Raw genomic sequence first — 21477 nt, 5'->3', positions numbered from 1 at the left:
AAGTCCTTATGTCCGCGACCCTGAGCAAACCCCTGGCACCTTCCTGGGTCAGCCGATTCAAAGAACAGAGCCTGGAGCGTGGCCGCCGCTACGCTCTGGAGAACCGTGTCAGAATCGTCGAGGCGGGTGACGCCACGATCATCGCCGCCTGCGAAGGCTCGGGCGGCAACGTTTACCGTCAGACCATTCGCCTGCGCGAGTCGGCCAAAGGCACGCTGCTGATGATCGACGCCAACTGCACGTGCCCGGTCCACAGCAACTGCAAACATTGCGCGGCGGTGCTGCTCAAAGTCCAGGAAACCCTGGCCTATCCCGCCGCCGCGCAAGACGCCGAGCTGCTGGAAAAACTTCAAGCCGTATTGGAAAACCGCAGCCCGAAAGCGCCACCACAAGTGCTGGTGGATAACGTACAACCGGTGCCGCGTCTGTGGCTGGCGAGCATCGAGTTCAGCGCCTTCGAACCGCGTAACGGCAAGATGCAGCGTTATATCCAGCATCGCGCGGCGCTGTCCTTCAGCTATCTGGATGAATACGTGTCCGGACAGAAGAATGCCGACGTGCTGATTCGCCAGGAAACACAGACATTACGGATAAAACGCCACCCGGAAGTCGAACAGGCCTACAGGGAACAGCTACGAATCCTCGGTTTCAAGATCGCTACTCGGCAAAGCAAGGCCTTGCCGGAAAGCGCCGGCGAGCTGTTCGAGATGGTCAACGACAGCGCCTGGCTGACGTTCACCCTCAACGAACTGCCGAAGCTGCGCACCCAGGGCTGGGAGTTGCAGATCGACGAGGATTTCGGTTTCGACCTGACCGCCGTGGACGACTGGTACGCCACCGTCGAACAGGCGCCGGAACGTGACTGGTTTGATCTGGAACTGGGGATCATCGTCAACGGTGAGCGCCTGAGTCTGCTGCCAATCCTGTTGAACCTGATGCGTTCGCACACCGAGATTCTCAACCCGGAACGCCTGGCCCGACGTCGTGACGACGAGTTGATCCTGGTGAACATCCCGAATCGCCCGAACTCCGAGTACGGCCCGTTGCAAGTCGCCCTGCCCTTCGGCCGCTTGAAACCGGTGCTGGCGACCTTGGGCGAGTTCTACTTGCAAGAGCCCGGCGAAACCACGCTGCGCCTGAGCAAGGCCGACGCCACGCGACTGAATCCGCTGGAAGGTATGCCACTGCTGTGGGAAGGCGGCGAGCAAATCCGCACCTTTGCCCAGCGCTTGCGAGACATCAAAGACTTCACTACGGTCGCGCCCGAGGGATTGAACGCAACGTTGCGGCCGTATCAGCTCGAAGGCTTGAGCTGGATGCAGTCGTTGCGGCAACTGGAAGTCGGCGGGATTCTCGCGGATGACATGGGCCTGGGTAAAACCCTACAGACCCTGGCGCATATTCTCAGCGAGAAAATCGCCGGACGCCTTGATCGACCGTGCATGGTGGTGATGCCCACCAGCCTGATCCCTAACTGGCTCGACGAAGCGGCGCACTTCACGCCACAGCTCAACGTGCTGGCGCTGTACGGTGCCAGCCGCAAAAAGCATTTCGAGAGCCTGGCCGATTACGACCTGATCCTGACTACCTACGCGCTGCTGCCCAAAGATGTTGAAACCCTGGCGGCCGTGCCTCTGCACGTACTGGTCCTGGATGAAGCGCAATACATCAAGAACCCCAACAGCAAGGCTGCCCAGGCTGCCCGCGAACTGAATGCGCGGCAACGACTGTGCCTGAGTGGCACGCCACTGGAAAACCACCTGGGCGAGCTGTGGTCGCTGTTCCATTTCCTGCTGCCCGGCTGGCTCGGCGATGTTAAAAGCTTCAATCGCGATTACCGGGTGCCGATTGAAAAGCGCGGCAGTGAAGTCAGGCTTCAGCACCTCAACGGTCGGATAAAACCGTTTCTGCTGCGCAGGACCAAAGAGCAAGTCGCGACCGAATTGCCGCCGAAAACCGAGATCATCCATTGGGTGGATCTCAACGAAGCACAGCGCGACGTGTACGAAACCATGCGCCTGGCCATGGACAAAAAAGTCCGCGACGAGATCACTCGCAAAGGCGTAGCGCGCAGCCAGATCATCATTCTTGAGGCGCTGCTGAAGTTGCGTCAGGTGTGCTGCGATTTGCGACTGGTCAATGACGCCGCCCTGCCTACCCGCGGCAGCACGTCCGGCAAGCTCGACAGCTTGATGGAGATGCTGGAAGAGTTGTTCGAAGAGGGTCGGCGGATTTTGCTGTTCTCGCAGTTCACGTCGATGTTGGCGTTGATCGAGGACGAACTGAAGAAACGCGGCGTTGAATACGCAATCCTGACCGGACAAACCCGCGACCGCCGCGCGCCGGTGAAGGACTTCCAGAGCGGTAAACGTCAGATCTTTCTGATCAGTTTGAAGGCCGGTGGCGTGGGCCTGAACCTGACCGAAGCCGATACGGTGATTCACTACGATCCGTGGTGGAACCCTGCGACGGAAAACCAGGCGACCGACCGCGCCTATCGCATCGGCCAGGAAAAACCGGTGTTCGTCTACAAGCTGATCGCCCGGGGCACGGTCGAAGAGAAGATTCAGCATCTGCAAAAGGAAAAGTCCGACCTGGCGGCGGGCGTACTGGATGGGCGCTCGGCCGGGGACTGGAAGTTACAGAGTGATGATATCGAGGCGTTGTTTGCGCCGTTGCCGGATAAGCTGGAGAAGCGTTGAGATATTCGGCGTCTGGTAGATCGCTTTCGCGGGCAAGCCTCGCTCCTACAGGTTTTGAGTCATTCGCGGCATCGGCGATCAACATAAATCTGTAGGAGCGAGGCTCGCCCGCGAAGAGTCGATCACTGAATAAAACAGTTATCAGGACTTGAGATTGGGCAACGGCGCAAACAGCGCCTCAATATCACTCTGCTCAAGCTTCAAGCCACTAGTCGCCCCACCTTCAAGCACCGCCCCGGCCAACGCCGCCTTCTCTTGCTGCAACGCCTGGATTTTTTCTTCCACAGTACCCCGGGCAATCAACTTGTAGACGAACACCGGTTTGTTTTGCCCGATCCGGTAGGCACGGTCGGTAGCCTGGTTTTCCACTGCCGGGTTCCACCATGGATCGAAATGGATCACGGTGTCCGCTGCAGTCAGGTTCAGACCTGTGCCGCCAGCCTTCAGGCTAATCAGAAACAGCGGGACTTTGCCGCTCTGGAAATCCTTCACCGGCGTGCGCCGATCCGTCGTTTCACCGGTCAGCAGCGAATAGCCAACACCACGCTGCTGCAACTCCTCTTCAATCAAGGCCAGCATCGAGGTGAACTGCGAAAACAGCAAAATCTTGCGGCCTTCACTGAGCAACTCTTCCAGCATCTCCATCAAGCTGACCAGTTTCCCGCTGCCTGATCGCAGAGCCTTGGCCGTGAGCGTCATCTTGATCAAACGCAGATCGCAGCAGACCTGGCGCAGCTTGAGCAGCGCATCGAGGATGATGATTTGACTGCGGCCAACACCACTGCGGGCGATTTCGTCGCGCACCTTTTTGTCCATCGCCACGCGCACGGTTTCATACACATCCCGTTGCCCATCGCTGAGATCGACCCAATGCACAATCTCGGTTTTCGGCGGCAATTCGGTGGCGACCTGATCTTTCTTGCGACGCAGCAGAAAGGGTTTTATCCGGGCCGTCAGATGTTGCATCCGCTCGACGTTGCCGTGCTTTTCGATCGGTGTGCGGTAGTCGCGGTTGAAGGTTTTGCTGTCCCCCAGCCAGCCGGGCAGCAAAAAGTGAAATTGCGACCACAGTTCGCCAAGGTGGTTTTCCAACGGCGTGCCGGACAGACACAATCGCTGACGGGCTTGTAGATCACGGGCGGCCTGAGCGGCCTTGCTGACCGGGTTCTTGATGTTCTGTGCTTCATCGAGAATCAGCACGCTCCAGACCTGCGGTTTCAACACCTCCAGATCCCGCGGCAACAGCGCGTAGGTGGTCAATACCAGGTCGTAGTCGGCCAGGCTGGCAAAGTCCTTCTGTCGCGCCGAGCCATGCAGCGCCAGGACCTTCAATTGCGGAGTAAAGCGCAGTGACTCGTCGAGCCAGTTGGGGATCAGGCTGGTGGGCATCACCGCCAATGCCGGGCGATCAAGCCGCCCAGCCTGTTTTTCCGTCAGCAGATGCGCGAGGGTTTGCAGGGTTTTCCCCAGGCCCATGTCATCGCCGAGAATGCCGCCGACCTCCAGCTCGCGGAGGGTTTGCATCCAGTTCAACCCTTCAAGCTGATACGGCCGCAATGTCGCGTTCAGCCCCTCGGGGGCTGAAACATGCGCGTGAGTCGACTCACGTAAACGCTTGGCAAAATTGCGCAGGCGTTCACCGCCCTGCCAAACCAGTGGCACGCCTTCCAGCACACTCAGCCGCGCGGCATCCGGAGCACTCAAACGCAACGAGTCGCCCTCATGCGAGCCCAGGTACAATTCGCCGAGCGTGGCCATTAGCGGTTTGATGCGGCCATAGGGCAGCGCAACTTTCACATGTGCCTTGGTACCGCCAAGCTCGATCAACAGCTGTTCGTCATCGTTGCGCTTGGCCAGGCCGGCGGGGTCTAGCAGCTGTGGCTGACTGCGCAGTAAATGCAGCAGGATCGGCAGCAGGCTGTGGCGCTCACCGTTGACCACGATGCCCAGTTGCAGATCGAACCACTGGTGCGCCGACTCTTCCTCGACGTCGACATACCACTGCTCTACCGGCTGCACATTGAAGTCAAAGGCATGACTGATATCGACGTGCCAATTTGCCTCGCGCAGCAACGGAATTCCTTCCTGCACAAAGGCAAGCCAGGCCGAATCATCCGGCAAAGCGAACATTTCGCCTGGACGGTCGACGCTGCTTTTACTCGTAGCCTTTTTAAAACCGTGTTTTTGCAGGGCCTGGCGCAAGGCTTTTTCGGCGGCGGGTTTTCGCTGGATACGCTGGGTTTCGGTGCCGGACAGGATCAGTACTTCCGGGTTTCGGTCCGTAGCCGGGTGCCCGTCGTAGGTGAACGCCAGCGCGGCACGGTGCTCTGGCTCATACTTCCAGTTCTTGTAGCGTTTACCGCTATTGAGCGTCAGGTGCGCCCGGGGGGAAATGTCATCGACCACCCGCTCCGTCAGCCTGTGTGGAGGGGCAACTTGCGTCGCGGAACTCATCCGATGGCTGAACTGCATCGCCTGGTGCGCCGGAATATCCGGCGCCAAGGTCAAGTGACAAGCCAGTTTTTCATCCTGTTCGGTGAGTAAAGTTCCGACTTGCAGTCGCTCGCGGTCAAGGTAGTACAAGGGTTCAATGGCAAGTACCGTTTCCGGCTCGACTTCGTCGCTGCTCCATTGAGGGCGGAAACTGCCGTTGGCCTGTTCGGCCCAGGCGAACCGACCCACCCTCTTCGCTCCCGAAGCCATGGGCGGCTGCTCGAAATCGAGGAACAGCCGCGCGGTACACACCAACATCTCCAGGAGTTCGGCACCACTGCTGCCTTCCAATGGATAGCCGCCGTAATACGCGTGATGGGAGTGAACGGCCACCAACAGCCTGGCGATCCGAAGGTCCAGTTCAGCCAGATAGCCGGGTTGGCGCAGCAGCATTTCCGATAACGAGTACACCGGCTTGAGGTCTTGCAGGACGCCGCTCTTGAGTTGGCGGCCCTTGAAAATTTCCAGCGTCCACTTCCCTGCGACGGAAGTGGCCTTGAGCCGGTAGACCAGGCGCGTATTCGTCCCCAGCGCGGGCTCATCGGGCGTTTTGCCCGTAGCAGGAATGCCGTCGAGCCAGCGTTCCAGCTCGCGACTCAGGTGAACCTGGGCGGTGCTTTCAGACGATTTAGCGGGAAGGTCTTGCAGGTGATAGATAACTGCAGCGATGTGTTTGCAGTTAAACATGACCGGACACGAACAAACGCATTGCAGCCCCGTTCGCGCATGACGGTCTTCAGGGAGCTCGATGACCTGCTCGTACTGCTGATTTTCGGAGCCGATGCACGTTGCGATGATCGCGAAGTCGTCGCTCTGATGGATCGTTATCCGATCCTCATCCGCGTACCTGCGGGCCTTTTCCAGAGCACGATGACTGAATACCTCTGCCCAAGGTAGCGCATGAAGTTGCTCGGTTAATGTGGTCATGAAATCAAGGCCGCTCAAAACTCAGAGATTCGGCCAAGCACTTGCTCTGGCCGCTGAAACTCAACCCGCCAACACCCGCGCCAACGTCGACTTCACCTTGCCCATCCCGTCATGAAGCGCCTGTTCGATCTCGGCCATGGTAATCACCGCAGTGGACTTGCCCGCCGCCGGGTTCACCACCAGCGCCAGACAGGCGTAATCCAGTTCCAGCTCACGAGCCAGCGCCGCTTCCGGCATGCCGGTCATGCCGACGATGTCGCAGCCGTCTCGTTCCAGTCGCGCGATTTCAGCGACGGTTTCCAGGCGTGGTCCTTGAGTGCAGGCGTACACGCCATGACTGCTGTAGCCGACGCCTTCAGCCGCCAATGCGGCGATCAACTGCTGACGCAACGGCTCGCTGTAGGGGAAGCTGAAATCGATGTGGGTAACCTGCTCCAAGTCACCGGCGAAATAGGTGTGCTCGCGACCGCTGGTGTAGTCGATCAGTTGATGAGGCACGCAGAAATGTCCCGTGCCCATGGCGGCATGAATCCCGCCTACAGCGTTGACCGCAAGAATCGCTTCGGCCCCGGCCTGCTTCAGCGCCCAGAGGTTGGCGCGGTAGTTCACCTGATGCGGCGGCAAACGGTGCGGGTGACCGTGGCGTGCGAGGAACAGGACTTCCTTGCCGGCGTATACGCCGATCTGCACTTCGGCCGAAGGTGGACCGTAAGGCGTGTCCACCGCCAGTGATTGACGAATGTTCAGGCCTTCGAGTTGAGTCAGGCCGGTACCACCGATGATCGCGTAAACCGTCATAACGAAAAGTCCTTATTCAATCAGTTGAGCTTCTTTGAGCGCGCCGACAGCAGTGAGCCAGCGCGGGTCTTGGCGGTATTCAGTGCCGGCAAACGACTGCCCGCGCATCCGCGCAATACGCGGCGACGGCGTGACCTTCATCCGCTGGGCGGCGCTCAGGGCCAATTCCGCAGCCGCGCGGTCGTTGCACACCAGGCCCATGTCGCAACCGGCGGTCAGCGCGGCTTCGATACGGCTGGCAGCATCGCCGACCACATGGGCGCCGGCCATGGAAAGATCGTCACTAAAGATGACACCATCGAACTGCAACTCGCCGCGCAGGATGTCCTGCAACCAGCGCCGGGAGAAACCGGCAGGCTGGGCATCGACCTGTGGATAAATAACGTGGGCCGGCATGACGGCGGCCAATTGCTTGCTCAGCCGAGCGAACGGCACCAGGTCATTGACGCGGATTTCGTCGAGGCTGCGTTCGTCATTAGGGATGGCGACATGAGAGTCGGCTTCGGCCCAACCGTGACCCGGGAAATGCTTGCCGGTGGCGGCCATGCCGGCGCTGTTCATGCCGCGAATGAAGGCACCGGCGAGCAAGGCTGCGCGCTCGGGATCGCCTTCGAACGAGCGGGTACCGACCACGGCGCTGCGCTGGTAATCCAGATCCAGTACCGGGGCGAAGCTCAGGTCAAGGCCGACGGCGAGGACTTCAGTGGCCATGATCCAGCCACACTGCTCGGCCAGGTACTCGGCATTCGGGTTGTCGGCGATGGCGCGCATGGCCGGCAGTCGCACGAAGCCCTGACGCAGACGCTGAACCCGACCGCCCTCCTGGTCCACCGCGAGCAGCAGATCAGGACGAATGGCGCGGATCGCGGCGCTCAGCTCGCGCACCTGGCGCGGGTGCTCGATATTGCGGGCGAAAATGATCAGGCCGCCCACTTCGGGCTGGCGCAACAATTGGCGATCTTCGGCCGTCAGCCAGGTACCGGCGACGTCCACCATCAACGAGCCTTGCAGGCCAGCAGTCATAGCAATTCCTTGAAAACGATAAACCCGTCTCGCACAGAATCGCCGCCGAGGGCTACGCCCGGCAGGTCGGCGATTTCAATGGGAAACGGGTTCAGAACGAGAGTCGGCATGGGCGGCTAGCTTAGCGGATGTCAGCTGCCGCGCCCACCCGTGCGCAGTTAAACCTTGGCGGCAACCGGAGTCGATTTACTGCGCGGACGCAACTGCGCAGTGGCCATGGCCGTGTCGGTGACGCCGGTTTCAGCGCGCATGCCGGCGGCCAGGAACGGCACCATCAGACGCATCACCTGCTCAATGGAGGTGTTGACGCCGAAATCGGTCTCGGCAATCGCCCGCAGCGCCTTGATCCCTGACATGCTGAATGCGGCAGCGCCGAGCATGAAGTGCACGCGCCAGAACAGTTCGATCGGTGGAATACGCGGTGCTGCTTCGTTAACCAGCATCATATAGCGACGGAAAACCTTGCCGTACATGTCTTCCAGATAACGACGCAAGTGGCCCTGACTCTGACTGAAGGCCAGGCCCAGCAAACGCATAAAGATAGACAAGTCGTTGCCACTGCGCGGCTGTACCACCAGAGCTTGCTCGACGAGAATTTCCAGCAGCTCTTCAAGCGTCGGTTTGTTTTCCGGCTTGGCCTGACGCCGCTCCAGTTCTTTATCGAGACTGGTGCAGAACGGCCCGAGAAAACGCGAGAAGACGGCCTGAATCAGCGCCTTTTTGGAGCCGAAATGATAATTCACCGCCGCCAGATTGACACCGGCCTTGCTGGTGATCAGACGCAATGAGGTTTCGGCAAAACCTTTTTCCGCGAACAACTGCTCGGCAGCATCGAGAATGCGTTCAACGGTTTCCGACTGGGCCATGGCTACTCCGCCTGACAAACACTTGTTTGAAACATACGTTTCAGCCTGTGCATTGTCAAGCCTGCCGGTTCGTTTTGGGAATGGTCGGTCAGCTATTTAACCATACAACTCTGCGTCGTTAATCAGCGAGCTGACTGACCGTCCAGCGGCGAGCGAAAAAAGGGGCATTGCCAAGTGCAGTTCACTGTATATAATCCCAGTCACTGTATAAAAAGACAGAGCGATCAATATGCTAAAACTGACGCCACGCCAAGCTGAGATTCTGGCCTTCATCAAACGTTGCCTCGACGATAACGGCTACCCGCCGACCCGTGCGGAAATCGCTCAGGAACTGGGGTTCAAATCGCCTAACGCGGCGGAAGAACACCTCAAGGCATTGGCCCGCAAGGGCGCAATCGAGATGACTCCAGGCGCTTCCCGCGGCATCCGCATTCCTGGTTTTGAAGCCAAGGCCGACGAGTCCACCCTGCCGATTATTGGTCGAGTGGCTGCCGGCGCCCCCATTCTGGCCCAGCAACACATCGAAGAGTCCTGCAACATCAACCCGACGTTCTTCCATCCGCGTGCCGACTATCTGCTGCGGGTTCATGGCATGAGCATGAAAGATGTGGGCATTTTCGATGGCGACCTGCTGGCCGTCCACACCACCCGCGAAGCCCGCAATGGCCAGATCGTGGTGGCACGGATCGGCGATGAAGTGACCGTCAAGCGCTTCAAGCGTGATGGCAGCAAGGTCTGGCTGATCGCCGAAAACCCTGAGTTCGCCCCAATTGAAGTCAACCTGAAAGATCAGGAACTGGTGATCGAAGGCTTGAGCGTCGGCGTGATTCGCCGCTAAAGGAGGCTTTATGCAGTTCCCACACACACCACAGCAAGCCCAACTGCCGTTGTTCGAGGCGTTCATGGCGCAACCGCTGGCGCCGATCCTGAAAGACGTGGTCGAATCGCCCTGGAGCGCAGAGCCCGAGGTCTTCAGCGAGCTGTCACTGCGTGGTGCAGCAGGGAGCTGCCTGAACCTTTTGGCGCCAATTCTCCGGGAATTGAGCCAGGACCAGGACGCACGCTGGCTGACCCTTATCGCCCCGCCCGCCAGCCTGACCCAGGCCTGGTTGCGGGACGCCGGGCTGAACCGTGAACGCATCCTGCTGCTGCAACCTCGCGGCACCCAGAGCGCTCAACAATTGACCTGCGAAGCCTTGCGACTGGGCCGCAGTCACACGGTCGTCAGCTGGCTCAACCCGTTGAACGCCGCTTCACGGCAACAGTTAATCGCCGCCGCCCGTATCGGGGACGCTCAAAGCCTGAATATTCGACTGGGTTAACTGACTTTCAATGCGCGCTTTGAACAGCGCCAGGCTTCTCCAGGGATAGAGAAGCCGAACTGTAGCGGTATCAACAGAAACCGACGGACGGGATCAATGAAGGATGCGCGGCTCTTCATCTTTATTGAATTCGCCTTCAACCATACGCCCTGCCATCTGCACACCGACGCTCAACATCGCCTTGGCGACTTCTACGTGATTGCCTTGCAGGAACGCTTTGGCGTCCTCGGAGAAATCCAAAGTAACCAGAGAACCCTCGTCCTCGGCTCTGCGCAGCTCGATTCGGCCGTCTGGTAACTCAACAATTTCTAGAAAGGACGTTGGCATAAAGGTCTGTTCTCCACGAAAGGCGGGGATTATATAGGCATCGGCCAGGCTTCGCTCGGGATCTTGACCAGAAGTCATCGCGATGAAACATCTGTTAGCACTCATCCCTGAACGGACAGCCCAAAGGCTCATCCGTCACATCGCTCAATCCCTTAGCACTCGTTCAACCCTTCACGGAAGCGCAGAGCCAGCCCTTTAAGGTTCTGACGCCAGCTCTCCAGCTCCTCTCGACTCAGCTCTTGAGGCGCCTCTTCTTCGTCCAGGTTAACCGCCATGATCAATGGTTGCGTCACGTCGCCTTTCGGTTTGTGCGGGGCCCGAGGCGGTTGAAACAGTGCAGCGTGCGCCGCAAGCAGTTTGGCCAGCCAGGTTTCCGAATTACCCGCCAACTCAACCATCTCGGCCATTTCAGGAATGGCGATAGCTTCCAGCACTTCGCGGGTCAGCAACATCTCCGCCCGCGGCGCATTGGCTTGAGGCAAGCGATAGAAACCAGCGATTTCATGGCACAACCCCAGCAGCGCACCATAAAGGTGAAACAGTGCCGATTCGCGCCCGGCCTGAATCAACGCCAGGGAGTTCATCGCCCGCCCCTCTTCAGCCCTGGCTAGCGCTTCGAGCGACAGGCCGGCGAAATAAATTTTTTGATTGGTACGGGTATAGAGTTCGTGGGCCATGACGGCAGCCTCCACAGCGAAATAATTGCGTCACACAGACCCGACAGTGTCGTGGATCACCCAAGTCGACCGCAAGCCCAAAACAAAAGGCCGCATGAAAATCCGAGGATTGTCATGCGGCCTTTTGTGTACAGCTTCTTTTAAGCTTTAGCGGCTGGACGCTTGTCTTCAACCGTCCACTTGCCGCCGTCGTAGTACGCCTTCCAACCTGTCGGCTTACCGTCGACTTCAGTCTGCACGTACTGCTCTTTGGTTTTGCGGCTGTAACGGATCACGGAAGGCAGGCCATCCGGATCTTTCTTCGGCGCTTCGCAGAGGAAGTGGTACTTCGGATCGATCTCATCCTTGTGCGGCACGATCTCGATCACCAGCGGAGCACGAGTCTCGCGGTTTTTCGGGAACTGGCTCGCTGCCAGGAACAGGCCGGAAGCACCGTCGCGCAGGATGTAGGTGTCGTTGACCTTTTCGCATTTCAGCTCAGGCATCTTCACCGGGTCCATCTTCGGCGGCGCCGCGTCACCGCTTTTCAACAGCTTGCGAGTGTTCTTGCACGTCGCATTGGTGCAACCGAAGAACTTGCCGAAACGGCCGGTCTTGAGCTGCATTTCGCTGCCGCACTTATCGCATTCCAGACTCGGACCTTCGTAGCCCTTGATGCGATAACTGCCCTCTTCGATTTCGTAGCCGTCGCAATCCGGATTGTTACCGCAGATGTGCAGCTTGCGCTTCTCATCCAGCAAATAAGCGTCCATTGCCGTGCTGCAGATCGGGCAGCGATGCTTGCCACGCAACACCAAGGATTCCGACTCACCCTCGTCGTCCGCAGCGATTTCATCGCCGGGCACCAGGTTGACGGTGGCCTTGCAGCGTTCTTTCGGCGGCAGGCTGTAACCCGAGCAGCCGAGGAACACACCCGTCGACGCAGTACGAATCTGCATCGGACGACCGCACACCACGCACGGAATATCAGTCATCACTGGCTGGTTGGCACGCATGCCGCCTTCAGCACTTTCGGCTACTTCGAGTTTCTTCTTGAAGTCGCCGTAGAACTCGTCGAGCACGTTTTTCCAGTCGCGTTCGCCCTGGGCCACGTCATCGAGGTTCTCTTCCATGCCGGCGGTGAAGCCGTAGTCCATGAGATTGGAGAAGCTCTCGGCCAGACGTTCAGTGACGATGTCACCCATCTTTTCCGAGTAGAAACGACGGTTGTGCAGCGCCACGTAGCCGCGGTCCTGGATGGTCGAAATGATCGCTGCGTAGGTCGAAGGACGACCGATGCCGCGTTTTTCCATTTCTTTTACCAGGCTCGCTTCCGAGTAACGGGCCGGCGGCTTGGTGAAGTGCTGGGTCGGATCAAGCTTGATCAGCTTCATCGCGTCGCCCTGGGCCATGTCTGGCAGCACGTCGTCATCGCCTGGCTTGGCGATTTGCGGCATGACGCGGGTGTAACCGTCGAACTTCAGGATGCGGCCCTTGGCACGCAGCTCGAAATCACCGGCACCCACGGTTACCGTGGTCGACAGGTACTGCGCTGGCAGCATCTGGCAAGCGAGGAACTGGCGCCAGATCAGCTCGTAGAGCCGCTCGGCATCACGCTCCATGCCCGACAGCTTGCTTGGCTCGGTATTGGCGTCGGAGGGACGAATCGCTTCGTGAGCCTCTTGTGCGCCTTCCTTGCTGCTGTAGACGTTCGGGTTTTCCGGCAGGTACTTCTTGCCGAACTCGCCTTCAATATAAGTACGCGCCATCGCTACCGCATCAACCGAGAGGTTGGTGGAGTCGGTACGCATATACGTGATGTAGCCCGCTTCATACAGACGCTGGGCCATCATCATGGTTTTCTTCACCCCGAAGCCCAGGCGGTTGCTCGCGGCCTGCTGCAGGGTGGAGGTGATGAACGGTGCCGACGGTTTGCTGCTGGTCGGTTTGTCTTCACGCTTGACGATGCTGTAGCTGGAAGCCTTGAGCTTCTCCAGCGCGGCCATCGCCTGGGCTTCGTTGAGTGGCTTGAAGGCTTCGCCTTTCTCACGGGCCACGTCGAAGCGCACGGTGGCGCCCTTGGCGGTGCCGAGATCAGCGTGGACTTCCCAGTACTCTTCCGGGTTGAACGCGCGAATTTCACGCTCACGCTCAACAACCAGTTTGACCGCCACCGATTGCACACGACCGGCGGACAGGCCGCGAGCGACCTTGGCCCACAGCAGCGGCGAAACCATGTAACCCACCACTCGGTCGAGGAAGCGACGCGCCTGCTGGGCATTTACACGGTCGATGTCCAGCTCGCCCGGCTTGGAGAAGGCTTCCTGAATCGCCTTCTTGGTGATTTCGTTGAACACCACGCGCTTGTAGCGGCTGTCGTCACCACCGATGGCTTCGCGCAGGTGCCAGGCAATGGCTTCCCCCTCGCGATCCAAGTCGGTTGCGAGATAGATGGTGTCAGCATCTTTGGCGAGCCGGCGCAGCTCTTCGATGACTTTTTCCTTGCCCGGGAGGATCTCGTACTTGGCTTTCCAGCCATGATCGGGATCGACGCCCATGCGCGAGACGAGCTGCTTGCGCGCTTTCTCTTTCGGCGTGAGCACCGGACCTTCACCCGCGGCAGCCTTGCCGCGCTTGGCGGCTGGCTCTTTGCTGGCGCTAGCCGAACCGCTGGTGGGCAGGTCTCGGATATGGCCGATACTCGACTTCACCACGTATTGGTTACCCAGATACTTGTTGATGGTCTTGGCCTTAGCCGGGGATTCCACAATGACCAGCGATTTGCCCATGGATCAGAAAATTCCTGAATTCTAGAAGTGAAAGGCGGTTGGCGCCTGACGCGGCACCGCTATATATAGTGGCTACAAGGTGAGGTCAAGCGCAGGGTTCTGCGCGCACTCCGCTTATGGCTTGGAAAAAAGGCTCGGTTCGGCTTGCACCAAAGCAAAGCGTGGGACCTGTTCGCCGTCAACCTCGACCGACTCCAGGAACATGCTCAAGGGACGCACCCAAAAGCCGTAATCGCCATACAGGGCTTGGTAGAAGACCACTTCTTCTTCGGTTTCCGAATGCCGCGCAATACTGAATACGCGGTACTGCGGACCTTTGTAATGTTGGTAGAGCCCAGGTTGTATCGGCATGCTTTGGCCCTCACTCAAATCTTTTCAAAATAAAAACAAAAATAAATTCAGAAAAACAAAAACCGGGGCACTTGGCCCCGGCTTCCATCAACGAGACGCTTAAACGCGTTCGAAGACGGTGGAGATGCCTTGGCCGAGACCAATGCACATGGTGGCTACCCCGAAGGTGCCGCCATTTTGCTTCATCACGTTCAGCAAAGTGCCGGAGATACGAGCACCGGAGCAACCGAACGGGTGACCCAAGGCGATCGCGCCGCCGTGCAGGTTAACCTTCTCGTTCATCTTGTCGAGCACTTTCAAATCTTTCAGCACTGGCAGGGCCTGTGCAGCGAAAGCTTCGTTGAGCTCGAAGAAGTCGATATCGTTGATCCCAAGGCCCGCACGCTTCAGTGCTTTTTGTGTAGCCGGAACTGGACCATAGCCCATGATCGCCGGGTCCACACCTGCCACTGCCATCGAACGAATCACTGCCAGAGGCTGGATGCCCAGGTCCTGGGCACGCTGCGCCGACATCACGATCATGCACGAAGCACCATCGGTGATTTGCGACGAAGTACCGGCTGTCACGGTGCCGACCTTGGGATTGAAAGCAGGCTTCAGAGCCGCCAGGCTTTCCAGGGTGGTTTCCGGACGAATGGTTTCGTCGTAGTCGAACAGTTTCAGGAAACCGTTCTCGTCGTAGCCCTGCATCGGGATGATTTCGTCTTTGAACTTGCCTTCCAGGGTCGCCTTGTGGGCGAGCTGGTGGGAGCGCACGCCGAAAGCGTCCTGTTGTTCGCGAGTGATGCCGTGCATTTTGCCCAGCATTTCAGCGGTCAGGCCCATCATGCCCGAGGCTTTCGCCGCGTACAGGGACATGTGCGGGTTCGGATCGACACCGTGCATCATGCTCACGTGGCCCATATGCTCGACGCCGCCAACGACAAACACGTCACCGTTGCCGGTCATGATCGCTTGTGCAGCGGTGTGCAAAGCGCTCATCGACGAACCACACAGACGGCTGACGGTCTGGCCGGCAGCAGTGTGAGGAATCTGCGTCATCAGGGAAGCCATGCGAGCGATGTTCCAGCCCTGTTCCAGGGTCTGGTTTACGCAGCCCCAGATCACGTCTTCGACTTCGTTCGGGTCAACCTTGACGTTGCGTTCCAGCAGTTTGCTGATCAGGTGCGCCGACATGTCTTCGGCGCGGGTGTTGCGGTGCATGCCGCCCTTGGAGCGGCCCATCGGAGTACGACCGAAGTCGACAATCACGACGTCTCTTGGATTCAAGCTCATAAAATTTCACTCTCGCTCAAGTGTTGGGACGCTTAACCGAAGAACCGTTGGCCAGTCTTGGCCATTTCACGCAGCTTCGCGGTCGGGTGGTACAGCGCGCCCAAATCAGCGTACTGGTCAGCCAGGGCAACGAACTCTGCAACACCGATCGAATCGATGTAGCGCAGCGCACCGCCACGGAATGGAGGGAAACCAATACCGTAGACCAGACCCATGTCGGCTTCGGCGGCGGTTTCGACAATGCCGTCTTCCAGGCAACGCACGGTTTCCAGGCACAGCGGGATCATCATCCAGTTGATGATGTCTTCGTCAGTGACTTCGCGCTGCTCGTAAACGATCGGCTTGAGCACTTCCAGTACCGACGGATCGGCGACTTTCTTCTGCTTGCCCTTCTTGTCGGTCTCGTAAGCGTAGAAACCCTTGCCGTTCTTCTGGCCCAGGCGCTTGGCTTCGTAGAGCACGTCGATAGCCGAACGGCGATCGTCTTTCATGCGATCCGGAAAGCCTTCAGCCATGACGTCACGACCGTGGTGACCGGTGTCGATGCCGACCACGTCCATCAGGTATGCCGGGCCCATTGGCCAGCCGAATTTTTCCATGATCTTGTCGATACGGACGAAGTCCACACCGGCGCTGACCAGTTTGGCGAAACCGCCGAAGTACGGGAACAGCACGCGGTTGACCAGGAAGCCCGGGCAGTCGTTGACGACGATCGGGTTCTTGCCCATTTTCTTGGCGTAGGCAACGGTGGTGGCAACAGCCAGCTCGCTGGACTTCTCGCCGCGGATCACTTCAACCAGCGGCATCATGTGCACCGGGTTGAAGAAGTGCATGCCGACGAAGTTTTCCGGACGCTTGAGGGCTTTGGCCAGCAAGGTGATGGAAATAGTCGAAGTGTTGGACGCGAGGATGGTGTCCTCTTTGACCTTGTCTTCGACTTCAGCCAGTACGGCCTGCTTGACCTTAGGGTTCTCGACGACCGCCTCGACCACCAGATCCACGTGACCGAAATCACCGTAGGACAGGGTCGGACGAATGCCGTTGAGTACTTCAGCCATTTTCGCCGGGGTCATGCGACCTTTATCAACGCGACCGACCAGCAGCTTGGCGGCTTCAGCCAGACCCTGCTCGATGCCGTGCTCGTTGATGTCCTTCATCAGGATCGGCGTCCCTTTGGAGGCCGACTGATAGGCGATACCGCCACCCATGATGCCGGCGCCCAATACGGCAGCCTGCTTCACGTCCCGGGCGATTTCGTCGTAGGCCTTGGCCTTTTTCTTCAGCTCCTGATCATTCAGGAACAGACCGATCAAGCTCTGCGCGGCAGAGGTCTTGGCCAGTTTGACGAAACCGGCGGCTTCGACTTCCAGCGCTTTGTCGCGACCGAAGTTCGCAGCTTTCTGGATAGTCTTGATCGCTTCAACTGGCGCCGGATAGTTCGGGCCAGCCTGACCGGCCACGAAACCTTTGGCGGTTTCGAAAGCCATCATTTGTTCGATGGCGTTCAGTTTCAGCTTTTCCAGCTTCGGCTGACGCTTGGCCTTGTAGTCAAACTCGCCGGAGATGGCGCGCTTGATCAGCTCCAGGGCCGCTTCCTGCAGTTTCTCAGGTGCAACCACCGCGTCCACTGCGCCGACTTTCAGCGCATCTTCAGGACGGTTTTCCTTACCGGCGGCAATCCACTCGATGGCGTTGTCGGCCCCGATGATGCGCGGCAGGCGCACGGTGCCGCCGAAGCCCGGGTAGATGCCCAGTTTGACTTCCGGCAGACCGATCTTGGCCTTGGTGGACATGACGCGGTAATCCGCCGCCAGGCACATTTCCAGACCGCCGCCCAGGGCGATACCGTTGATCGCGGCGACAGTCGGGACGTTGAGGTCTTCGAAATCGCTGAAAATCTTGTTGGCTTCGAGGTTGCCAGCGACAAGCTCTGCATCAGGCAGCTTGAAGTTCTCGACAAATTCGGTGATGTCGGCGCCGACGATGAACACGTCCTTGCCACTGCTGACGATCACACCCTTGATCGAAGCATCTGCCTTGATGGTGTCTACGGCCTGACGCAATTCGTTCAGGGTTAGACGGTTGAACTTGTTGACGGACTCACCCTTGAGATCGAACTTCAGTTCGACGATGCCACTTTCAAGAGCCTTAACCGTGATGGCTTTACCTTCGTAAATCATCAACTGATCTCCACGATATGGAAGCTGAACAGTACACGTCGGACGCAGGCGAATGGCTCGGCAGGACGCTTTTCGTCGATGCTAACGCCAATCCACCCGGCACACCCGCCAACGCGATAGTCGGGATTCTGTAGGAGCGCTCTGAAATACAAACGCTCAATTCATACGCCCGTTTGATTTGGGTACGCCACCTTCACGGAATTTCCGGCAATTGTCAATCGCCCAAAATGCTGGTTGAAACGCGACTTTGCAGTCATTTCCGTAAGACGAAGGATCACAACACGCAGATGCATGTGAGGCCATTCATAGAATCAATAGTTAGAAAAGTCGCCCTAATTCACGGCAACCTGCGTTTAAGCAGCTACGCTGGCGGGACATTGAAGAAAAAATTTGAATGCTTTTGGCGAATGCCCGACGCAAGATCAGCGCCACAAAGATTTCCGGCCTGCCTGGCCAACCCCAGCCCGATGATGATGTCGGGCTTTTTATTGCCTGTCTGTCAGGCGCTGGCGCTCGTTCTTGTAGGAGCTGCCGCAGGCTGCGATCTTTTGACTGGGCATTGAAAGACCAGATCAAAAGATCGCAGCCTGCGGCAGCTCCTACGGGGATCAGGGGTCAGGCGAGGGCTTTTAGCGTGGCGTCGATTTGTTGCAAAACCTCGGCTTCGCCCTTCTCGCCCCAGTACAAGAAGATCATCTGCTTGTCCGCTTCGATCTTGTAGACGTTGGCCGGCAATTTTTCGAAATGATTGAGCAGCGCCCGATCCTCACAGACCTCCTGCCACTGATTGACCCACACACCGGGCGCTTTTTGCCAGTAACTCCAGCACTTCGGCTGATTGCCACGACGCGGTCGATGGTACTGCGCACAAGGGCTTGGCGGCTCCTGGCTGAGCCAGTGCGGCCATTCCTGAGGCGCCAGCTGCATGGCCAACCCGATGCGTCGCGCTTCCATGCGCAAGGCCATGCGACCGCTCTGGTGGCGGGACGGCCGCAACCATGCCAGCGGACTCAGTACCACCAGCAGGATTGACACCACTATCCAGACCGTCATATCTGTACTCCCGATTCTTGATGAGCGCTTTGAGTCACTTTGGAACCAATGCGCTTGAAACCAGCCATACTTACCAATATCGCAATCCTCAGGAGGAGCACCTCATGCCCTACCACCATATTCTGGTCGCTGTAGATCTAACCGAAGAGTGCGATCCTGTTATCCACCGCGCTCGCGAACTGTCGGTGAGCAACGGCGCGAAGCTGTCCCTGGTGCACATTGTCGAGCCGATGGCCATGGCCTTTGGCGGCGACGTGCCGATGGACCTGTCCCAGTTGCAGCAGCAGCAGTTTGATCAGGCCAAGGAACGCCTTGACCGGCTAATCCTGAAATACCCGGAACTCTCCAAGGAATACAGCCACCTGACTTACGGCCAGCCGCGCCAGGAAATCCATCACCTGGCCAAGGAACAGACCTGCGACCTGATCGTGGTCGGCAGTCATGGCCGACATGGTTTGGCATTGTTGCTTGGCTCCACCGCCAACGACGTGCTGCACGGTGCGCCTTGCGATGTGCTTGCGGTGCGCCTGATCAAAAGCTGACAACACGGACCAATGTGGGGGCGGGCTTGCTCGCGAAAGCGGCTTAACATTCAACAAATGTGCTGACTGATACACCGCTTTCGCGAGCAAGCCCGCTCCCACATTGGATCTACGCCAGCCCAGTAAATCGCATTCCATACGAAAAGCCCGGCGTTCATCTCTGAACGCCGGGCTTTTTTATTGCAGGATCATTCAGGCATCCAGCTCGGCCCAGCGCTCGACCATTACGTCGAGTTCAGCCTGCAATTGCTCAAGCTGAGCAATCACCGCCGCCGTTTCGGCAGCCGGACGCTGATAGAACGCAGGGTCCGCCATTTGCGCTTCAACTGCCGCAATCTGCTTCTCCATGGCTTCGATCTGACCCGGCAGCATTTCCAGCTCACGCTGATGCTTGTAGCTGAGCTTCTTCTTCGCCACCGGTGCTTCCACCGCCGCGACTGGCGCCGCTTCGGCAGTTACCACAGCGGAGGTCAGGTCAGCCTTGCCGGACTTGCTCTCGGTCACGCCCAGCAGGCGCGGCGAGCCGCCCTGACGCAGCCAGTCCTGATAACCACCGACGTATTCACGAACCTTGCCTTCACCTTCGAAGACCAGGGTGCTGGTCACGACGTTGTCGAGGAATGCCCGGTCGTGACTGACCATCAGCACGGTGCCGTTGAAGGTCAGCAAGACCTCTTCCAGCAGCTCGAGGGTTTCGACGTCGAGGTCGTTGGTTGGCTCATCGAGCACCAGCAGGTTCGCAGGTTTGCTGAACAACTTGGCCAGCAACAAACGGGCACGCTCACCACCGGACAGCGCCTTGACCGGCGTGCGGGCACGCTGTGGGCTGAACAGGAAGTCGCCGAGGTAGCTCAACACGTGACGGCTCTGACCATCGATATCGATGAAGTCGCGACCTTCGGCCACGTTGTCGATCACGGTCTTTTCAAGGTCCAGTTGATGGCGCAACTGGTCGAAGTACGCCACGTCGATGCGCGTCCCCTCTTCCACGGTGCCGCTGGTGGGCTGCAAGCCGTTGAGCATCAGTTTGAGCAAGGTGGTCTTGCCGGTACCGTTGGCGCCAAGCAGACCGATACGGTCGCCGCGCTGCAGAACCATCGAGAAGTCCTTGATCAGGAACGGGCCGCCCGGGTGAGCGAAACTCACGTTCTCGAGGACCATCACCTGCTTGCCGGACTTGTCAGCGGTGTCCAGCTGAATGTTGGCCTTGCCGGTGCGTTCACGACGCTCGCTGCGTTCGTTGCGCAATGCTTTGAGGGCGCGCACACGGCCTTCGTTACGGGTGCGGCGCGCCTTGATGCCCTGGCGGATCCAGACTTCTTCCTGGGCCAGTTTTTTGTCGAACAGCGCGTTGGCCGTGTCTTCAGCCGCCAGCGAAGCCTCTTTGTGCACGAGGAAACTGGCGTAGTCGCCGTTCCAGTCGATCAGGCCGCCGCGATCCAGTTCGAGGATGCGGGTCGCAAGGTTCTGCAGGAATGAACGGTCGTGCGTGATGAACAGCACGGCGCCCTGGAAATCCTTCAGCGCTTCTTCAAGCCAGGCAATTGCACCGATGTCCAGGTGGTTGGTTGGTTCGTCGAGCAGCAGCAGGTCCGGTTCGGAAACCAGAGCCTGGGCCAGCAGGACGCGACGACGCCAGCCACCGGACAATTCGGCGAGGGTCTTGTCGGCCGGCAACTGCAGACGGCTCAACGTGCTGTCTACCAGTTGCTGCAAACGCCAGCCATCGCGGGCTTCGAGGTCGTGCTGGACGTGCATCAGTTTGTCCAGGTCGGCGTCAGTGACGATGTTCTGGCTCAGGTGGTGATACTGCGCAAGCAGCTCGCCCACACCGTCCAGGCCTTCAGCCACAACGTCGAACACGGTCCGCTCGTCGGCTACCGGCAATTCTTGCGGCAATTCGCCAATCTTGAGGCCGGGTGCGCGCCAAACGGAGCCGTCGTCGGGCTTCTGGTCGCCCTTGACGAGCTTCATCATGCTGGACTTGCCAGTGCCATTGCGGCCGATGATGCACACCCGCTCACCACGGGCGATCTGCCAGGACACCTTGTCCAACAACGGCGTAGAGCCGAAAGCAAGGGACACATCGCTGAATTTGAGCAGGGTCATGAGCTTCTCCAAAAACCGGGCGCGCATTCTACCTGACTTGAGGCTTCAGAAGGCCGGCAATTTC

At 58.7% G+C, this 21477-nt stretch carries 16 protein-coding genes; 4 read left to right on the top strand and 12 right to left on the bottom strand.

Translation table 11 applies throughout. The features are described from left to right. Positions 1-8: 8 nt before the first annotated feature. Positions 9-2702 carry a DEAD/DEAH box helicase gene (locus tag ACWIKB_RS24975; protein ID WP_475270157.1) on the top strand — a complete coding sequence of 898 codons (2694 nt, stop codon included), beginning with the start codon at positions 9-11 and terminating at the stop codon, positions 2700-2702. A gap of 141 nt (positions 2703-2843) precedes the next feature. On the opposite strand, the gene ACWIKB_RS24970 is transcribed toward ACWIKB_RS24975, so the two are convergent. From ACWIKB_RS24970 to ACWIKB_RS24955, 4 genes are all read right to left on the bottom strand, one after another. Continuing rightward, positions 2844-6122 (bottom strand): DEAD/DEAH box helicase, encoded by a 3279-nt coding sequence (locus tag ACWIKB_RS24970; RefSeq protein ID WP_475270155.1) that lies wholly within the window; start codon positions 6120-6122, stop codon positions 2844-2846. Positions 6123-6182: 60 nt separating this feature from the next. Further along, complete coding sequence (locus ACWIKB_RS24965; RefSeq protein WP_475270153.1) at positions 6183-6920, bottom strand: S-methyl-5'-thioinosine phosphorylase; 738 nt, start codon at positions 6918-6920, stop codon at positions 6183-6185. A gap of 12 nt (positions 6921-6932) precedes the next feature. After that, positions 6933-7931, bottom strand: coding sequence for a beta-N-acetylhexosaminidase (gene nagZ / locus ACWIKB_RS24960; protein ID WP_475270300.1), 999 nt, complete (start codon positions 7929-7931; stop codon positions 6933-6935). A 170-nt stretch (positions 7932-8101) separates the two neighbouring features. Continuing rightward, positions 8102-8809 carry a TetR/AcrR family transcriptional regulator gene (locus tag ACWIKB_RS24955; RefSeq protein ID WP_475270151.1) on the bottom strand — a complete coding sequence of 236 codons (708 nt, stop codon included), beginning with the start codon at positions 8807-8809 and terminating at the stop codon, positions 8102-8104. Between the two features lie 229 nt (positions 8810-9038). Here ACWIKB_RS24955 and lexA point away from each other — a divergent pair, with 229 nt between their 5' ends. Together lexA and sulA are read left to right on the top strand one after the other, a co-directional pair. After that, the gene (gene lexA, locus ACWIKB_RS24950) at positions 9039-9647 is read left to right on the top strand and encodes a transcriptional repressor LexA (protein WP_092270751.1); all 609 of its coding nucleotides are present in this window, start codon (positions 9039-9041) and stop codon (positions 9645-9647) included. A gap of 10 nt (positions 9648-9657) precedes the next feature. Next, positions 9658-10131 carry an SOS-induced cell division inhibitor SulA gene (gene sulA / locus ACWIKB_RS24945; RefSeq protein WP_475270148.1) on the top strand — a complete coding sequence of 158 codons (474 nt, stop codon included), beginning with the start codon at positions 9658-9660 and terminating at the stop codon, positions 10129-10131. Between the two features lie 93 nt (positions 10132-10224). Here sulA and ACWIKB_RS24940 read toward each other — a convergent pair whose 3' ends face one another. The 7 genes from ACWIKB_RS24940 to ACWIKB_RS24910 all read right to left on the bottom strand — a co-directional run bounded on the left by ACWIKB_RS24940 (position 10225) and on the right by ACWIKB_RS24910 (position 18762). Further along, positions 10225-10458 (bottom strand): hypothetical protein, encoded by a 234-nt coding sequence (locus tag ACWIKB_RS24940; protein ID WP_054054325.1) that lies wholly within the window; start codon positions 10456-10458, stop codon positions 10225-10227. A 152-nt stretch (positions 10459-10610) separates the two neighbouring features. Next, a complete protein-coding gene (locus ACWIKB_RS24935) occupies positions 10611-11135 on the bottom strand; it encodes a DUF6586 family protein (protein WP_475270146.1) in 525 nt (174 codons plus the stop codon). Positions 11136-11275: 140 nt separating this feature from the next. Beyond that, positions 11276-13903: a type I DNA topoisomerase gene (gene topA, locus ACWIKB_RS24930; protein ID WP_475270144.1), complete on the bottom strand. Its 2628-nt coding sequence runs from the start codon at positions 13901-13903 to the stop codon at positions 11276-11278. 114 nt (positions 13904-14017) lie between these two features. Beyond that, on the bottom strand, positions 14018-14254 hold the full coding sequence (locus ACWIKB_RS24925; RefSeq protein WP_046047845.1) for a DUF1653 domain-containing protein: 237 nt from the start codon (positions 14252-14254) through the stop codon (positions 14018-14020). A gap of 99 nt (positions 14255-14353) precedes the next feature. Next, positions 14354-15529 carry an acetyl-CoA C-acyltransferase FadA gene (gene fadA / locus ACWIKB_RS24920; RefSeq protein WP_475270141.1) on the bottom strand — a complete coding sequence of 392 codons (1176 nt, stop codon included), beginning with the start codon at positions 15527-15529 and terminating at the stop codon, positions 14354-14356. Between the two features lie 32 nt (positions 15530-15561). Beyond that, positions 15562-17709, bottom strand: a complete 2148-nt coding sequence (fadB, locus tag ACWIKB_RS24915; protein WP_475270139.1) for a fatty acid oxidation complex subunit alpha FadB — start codon at positions 17707-17709, stop codon at positions 15562-15564. A gap of 615 nt (positions 17710-18324) precedes the next feature. Further along, complete coding sequence (locus ACWIKB_RS24910; protein ID WP_290028488.1) at positions 18325-18762, bottom strand: hypothetical protein; 438 nt, start codon at positions 18760-18762, stop codon at positions 18325-18327. A gap of 104 nt (positions 18763-18866) precedes the next feature. Here ACWIKB_RS24910 and ACWIKB_RS24905 point away from each other — a divergent pair, with 104 nt between their 5' ends. After that, on the top strand, positions 18867-19304 hold the full coding sequence (locus ACWIKB_RS24905) for a universal stress protein (protein ID WP_077748224.1): 438 nt from the start codon (positions 18867-18869) through the stop codon (positions 19302-19304). 192 nt (positions 19305-19496) lie between these two features. Here the strand turns inward: ACWIKB_RS24905 and ACWIKB_RS24900 are convergent, their stop codons facing one another. Beyond that, the gene (locus ACWIKB_RS24900; RefSeq protein WP_475270136.1) at positions 19497-21413 is read right to left on the bottom strand and encodes an ATP-binding cassette domain-containing protein; all 1917 of its coding nucleotides are present in this window, start codon (positions 21411-21413) and stop codon (positions 19497-19499) included. Positions 21414-21477 lie beyond the last annotated feature (64 nt).

The sequence above is a fragment of the Pseudomonas sp. 5Vm1k genome, from assembly GCF_056161485.1.
Note: the sequence above shows the minus strand (reverse complement) of the source record. Positions and strands in the feature narration are given on the sequence as shown.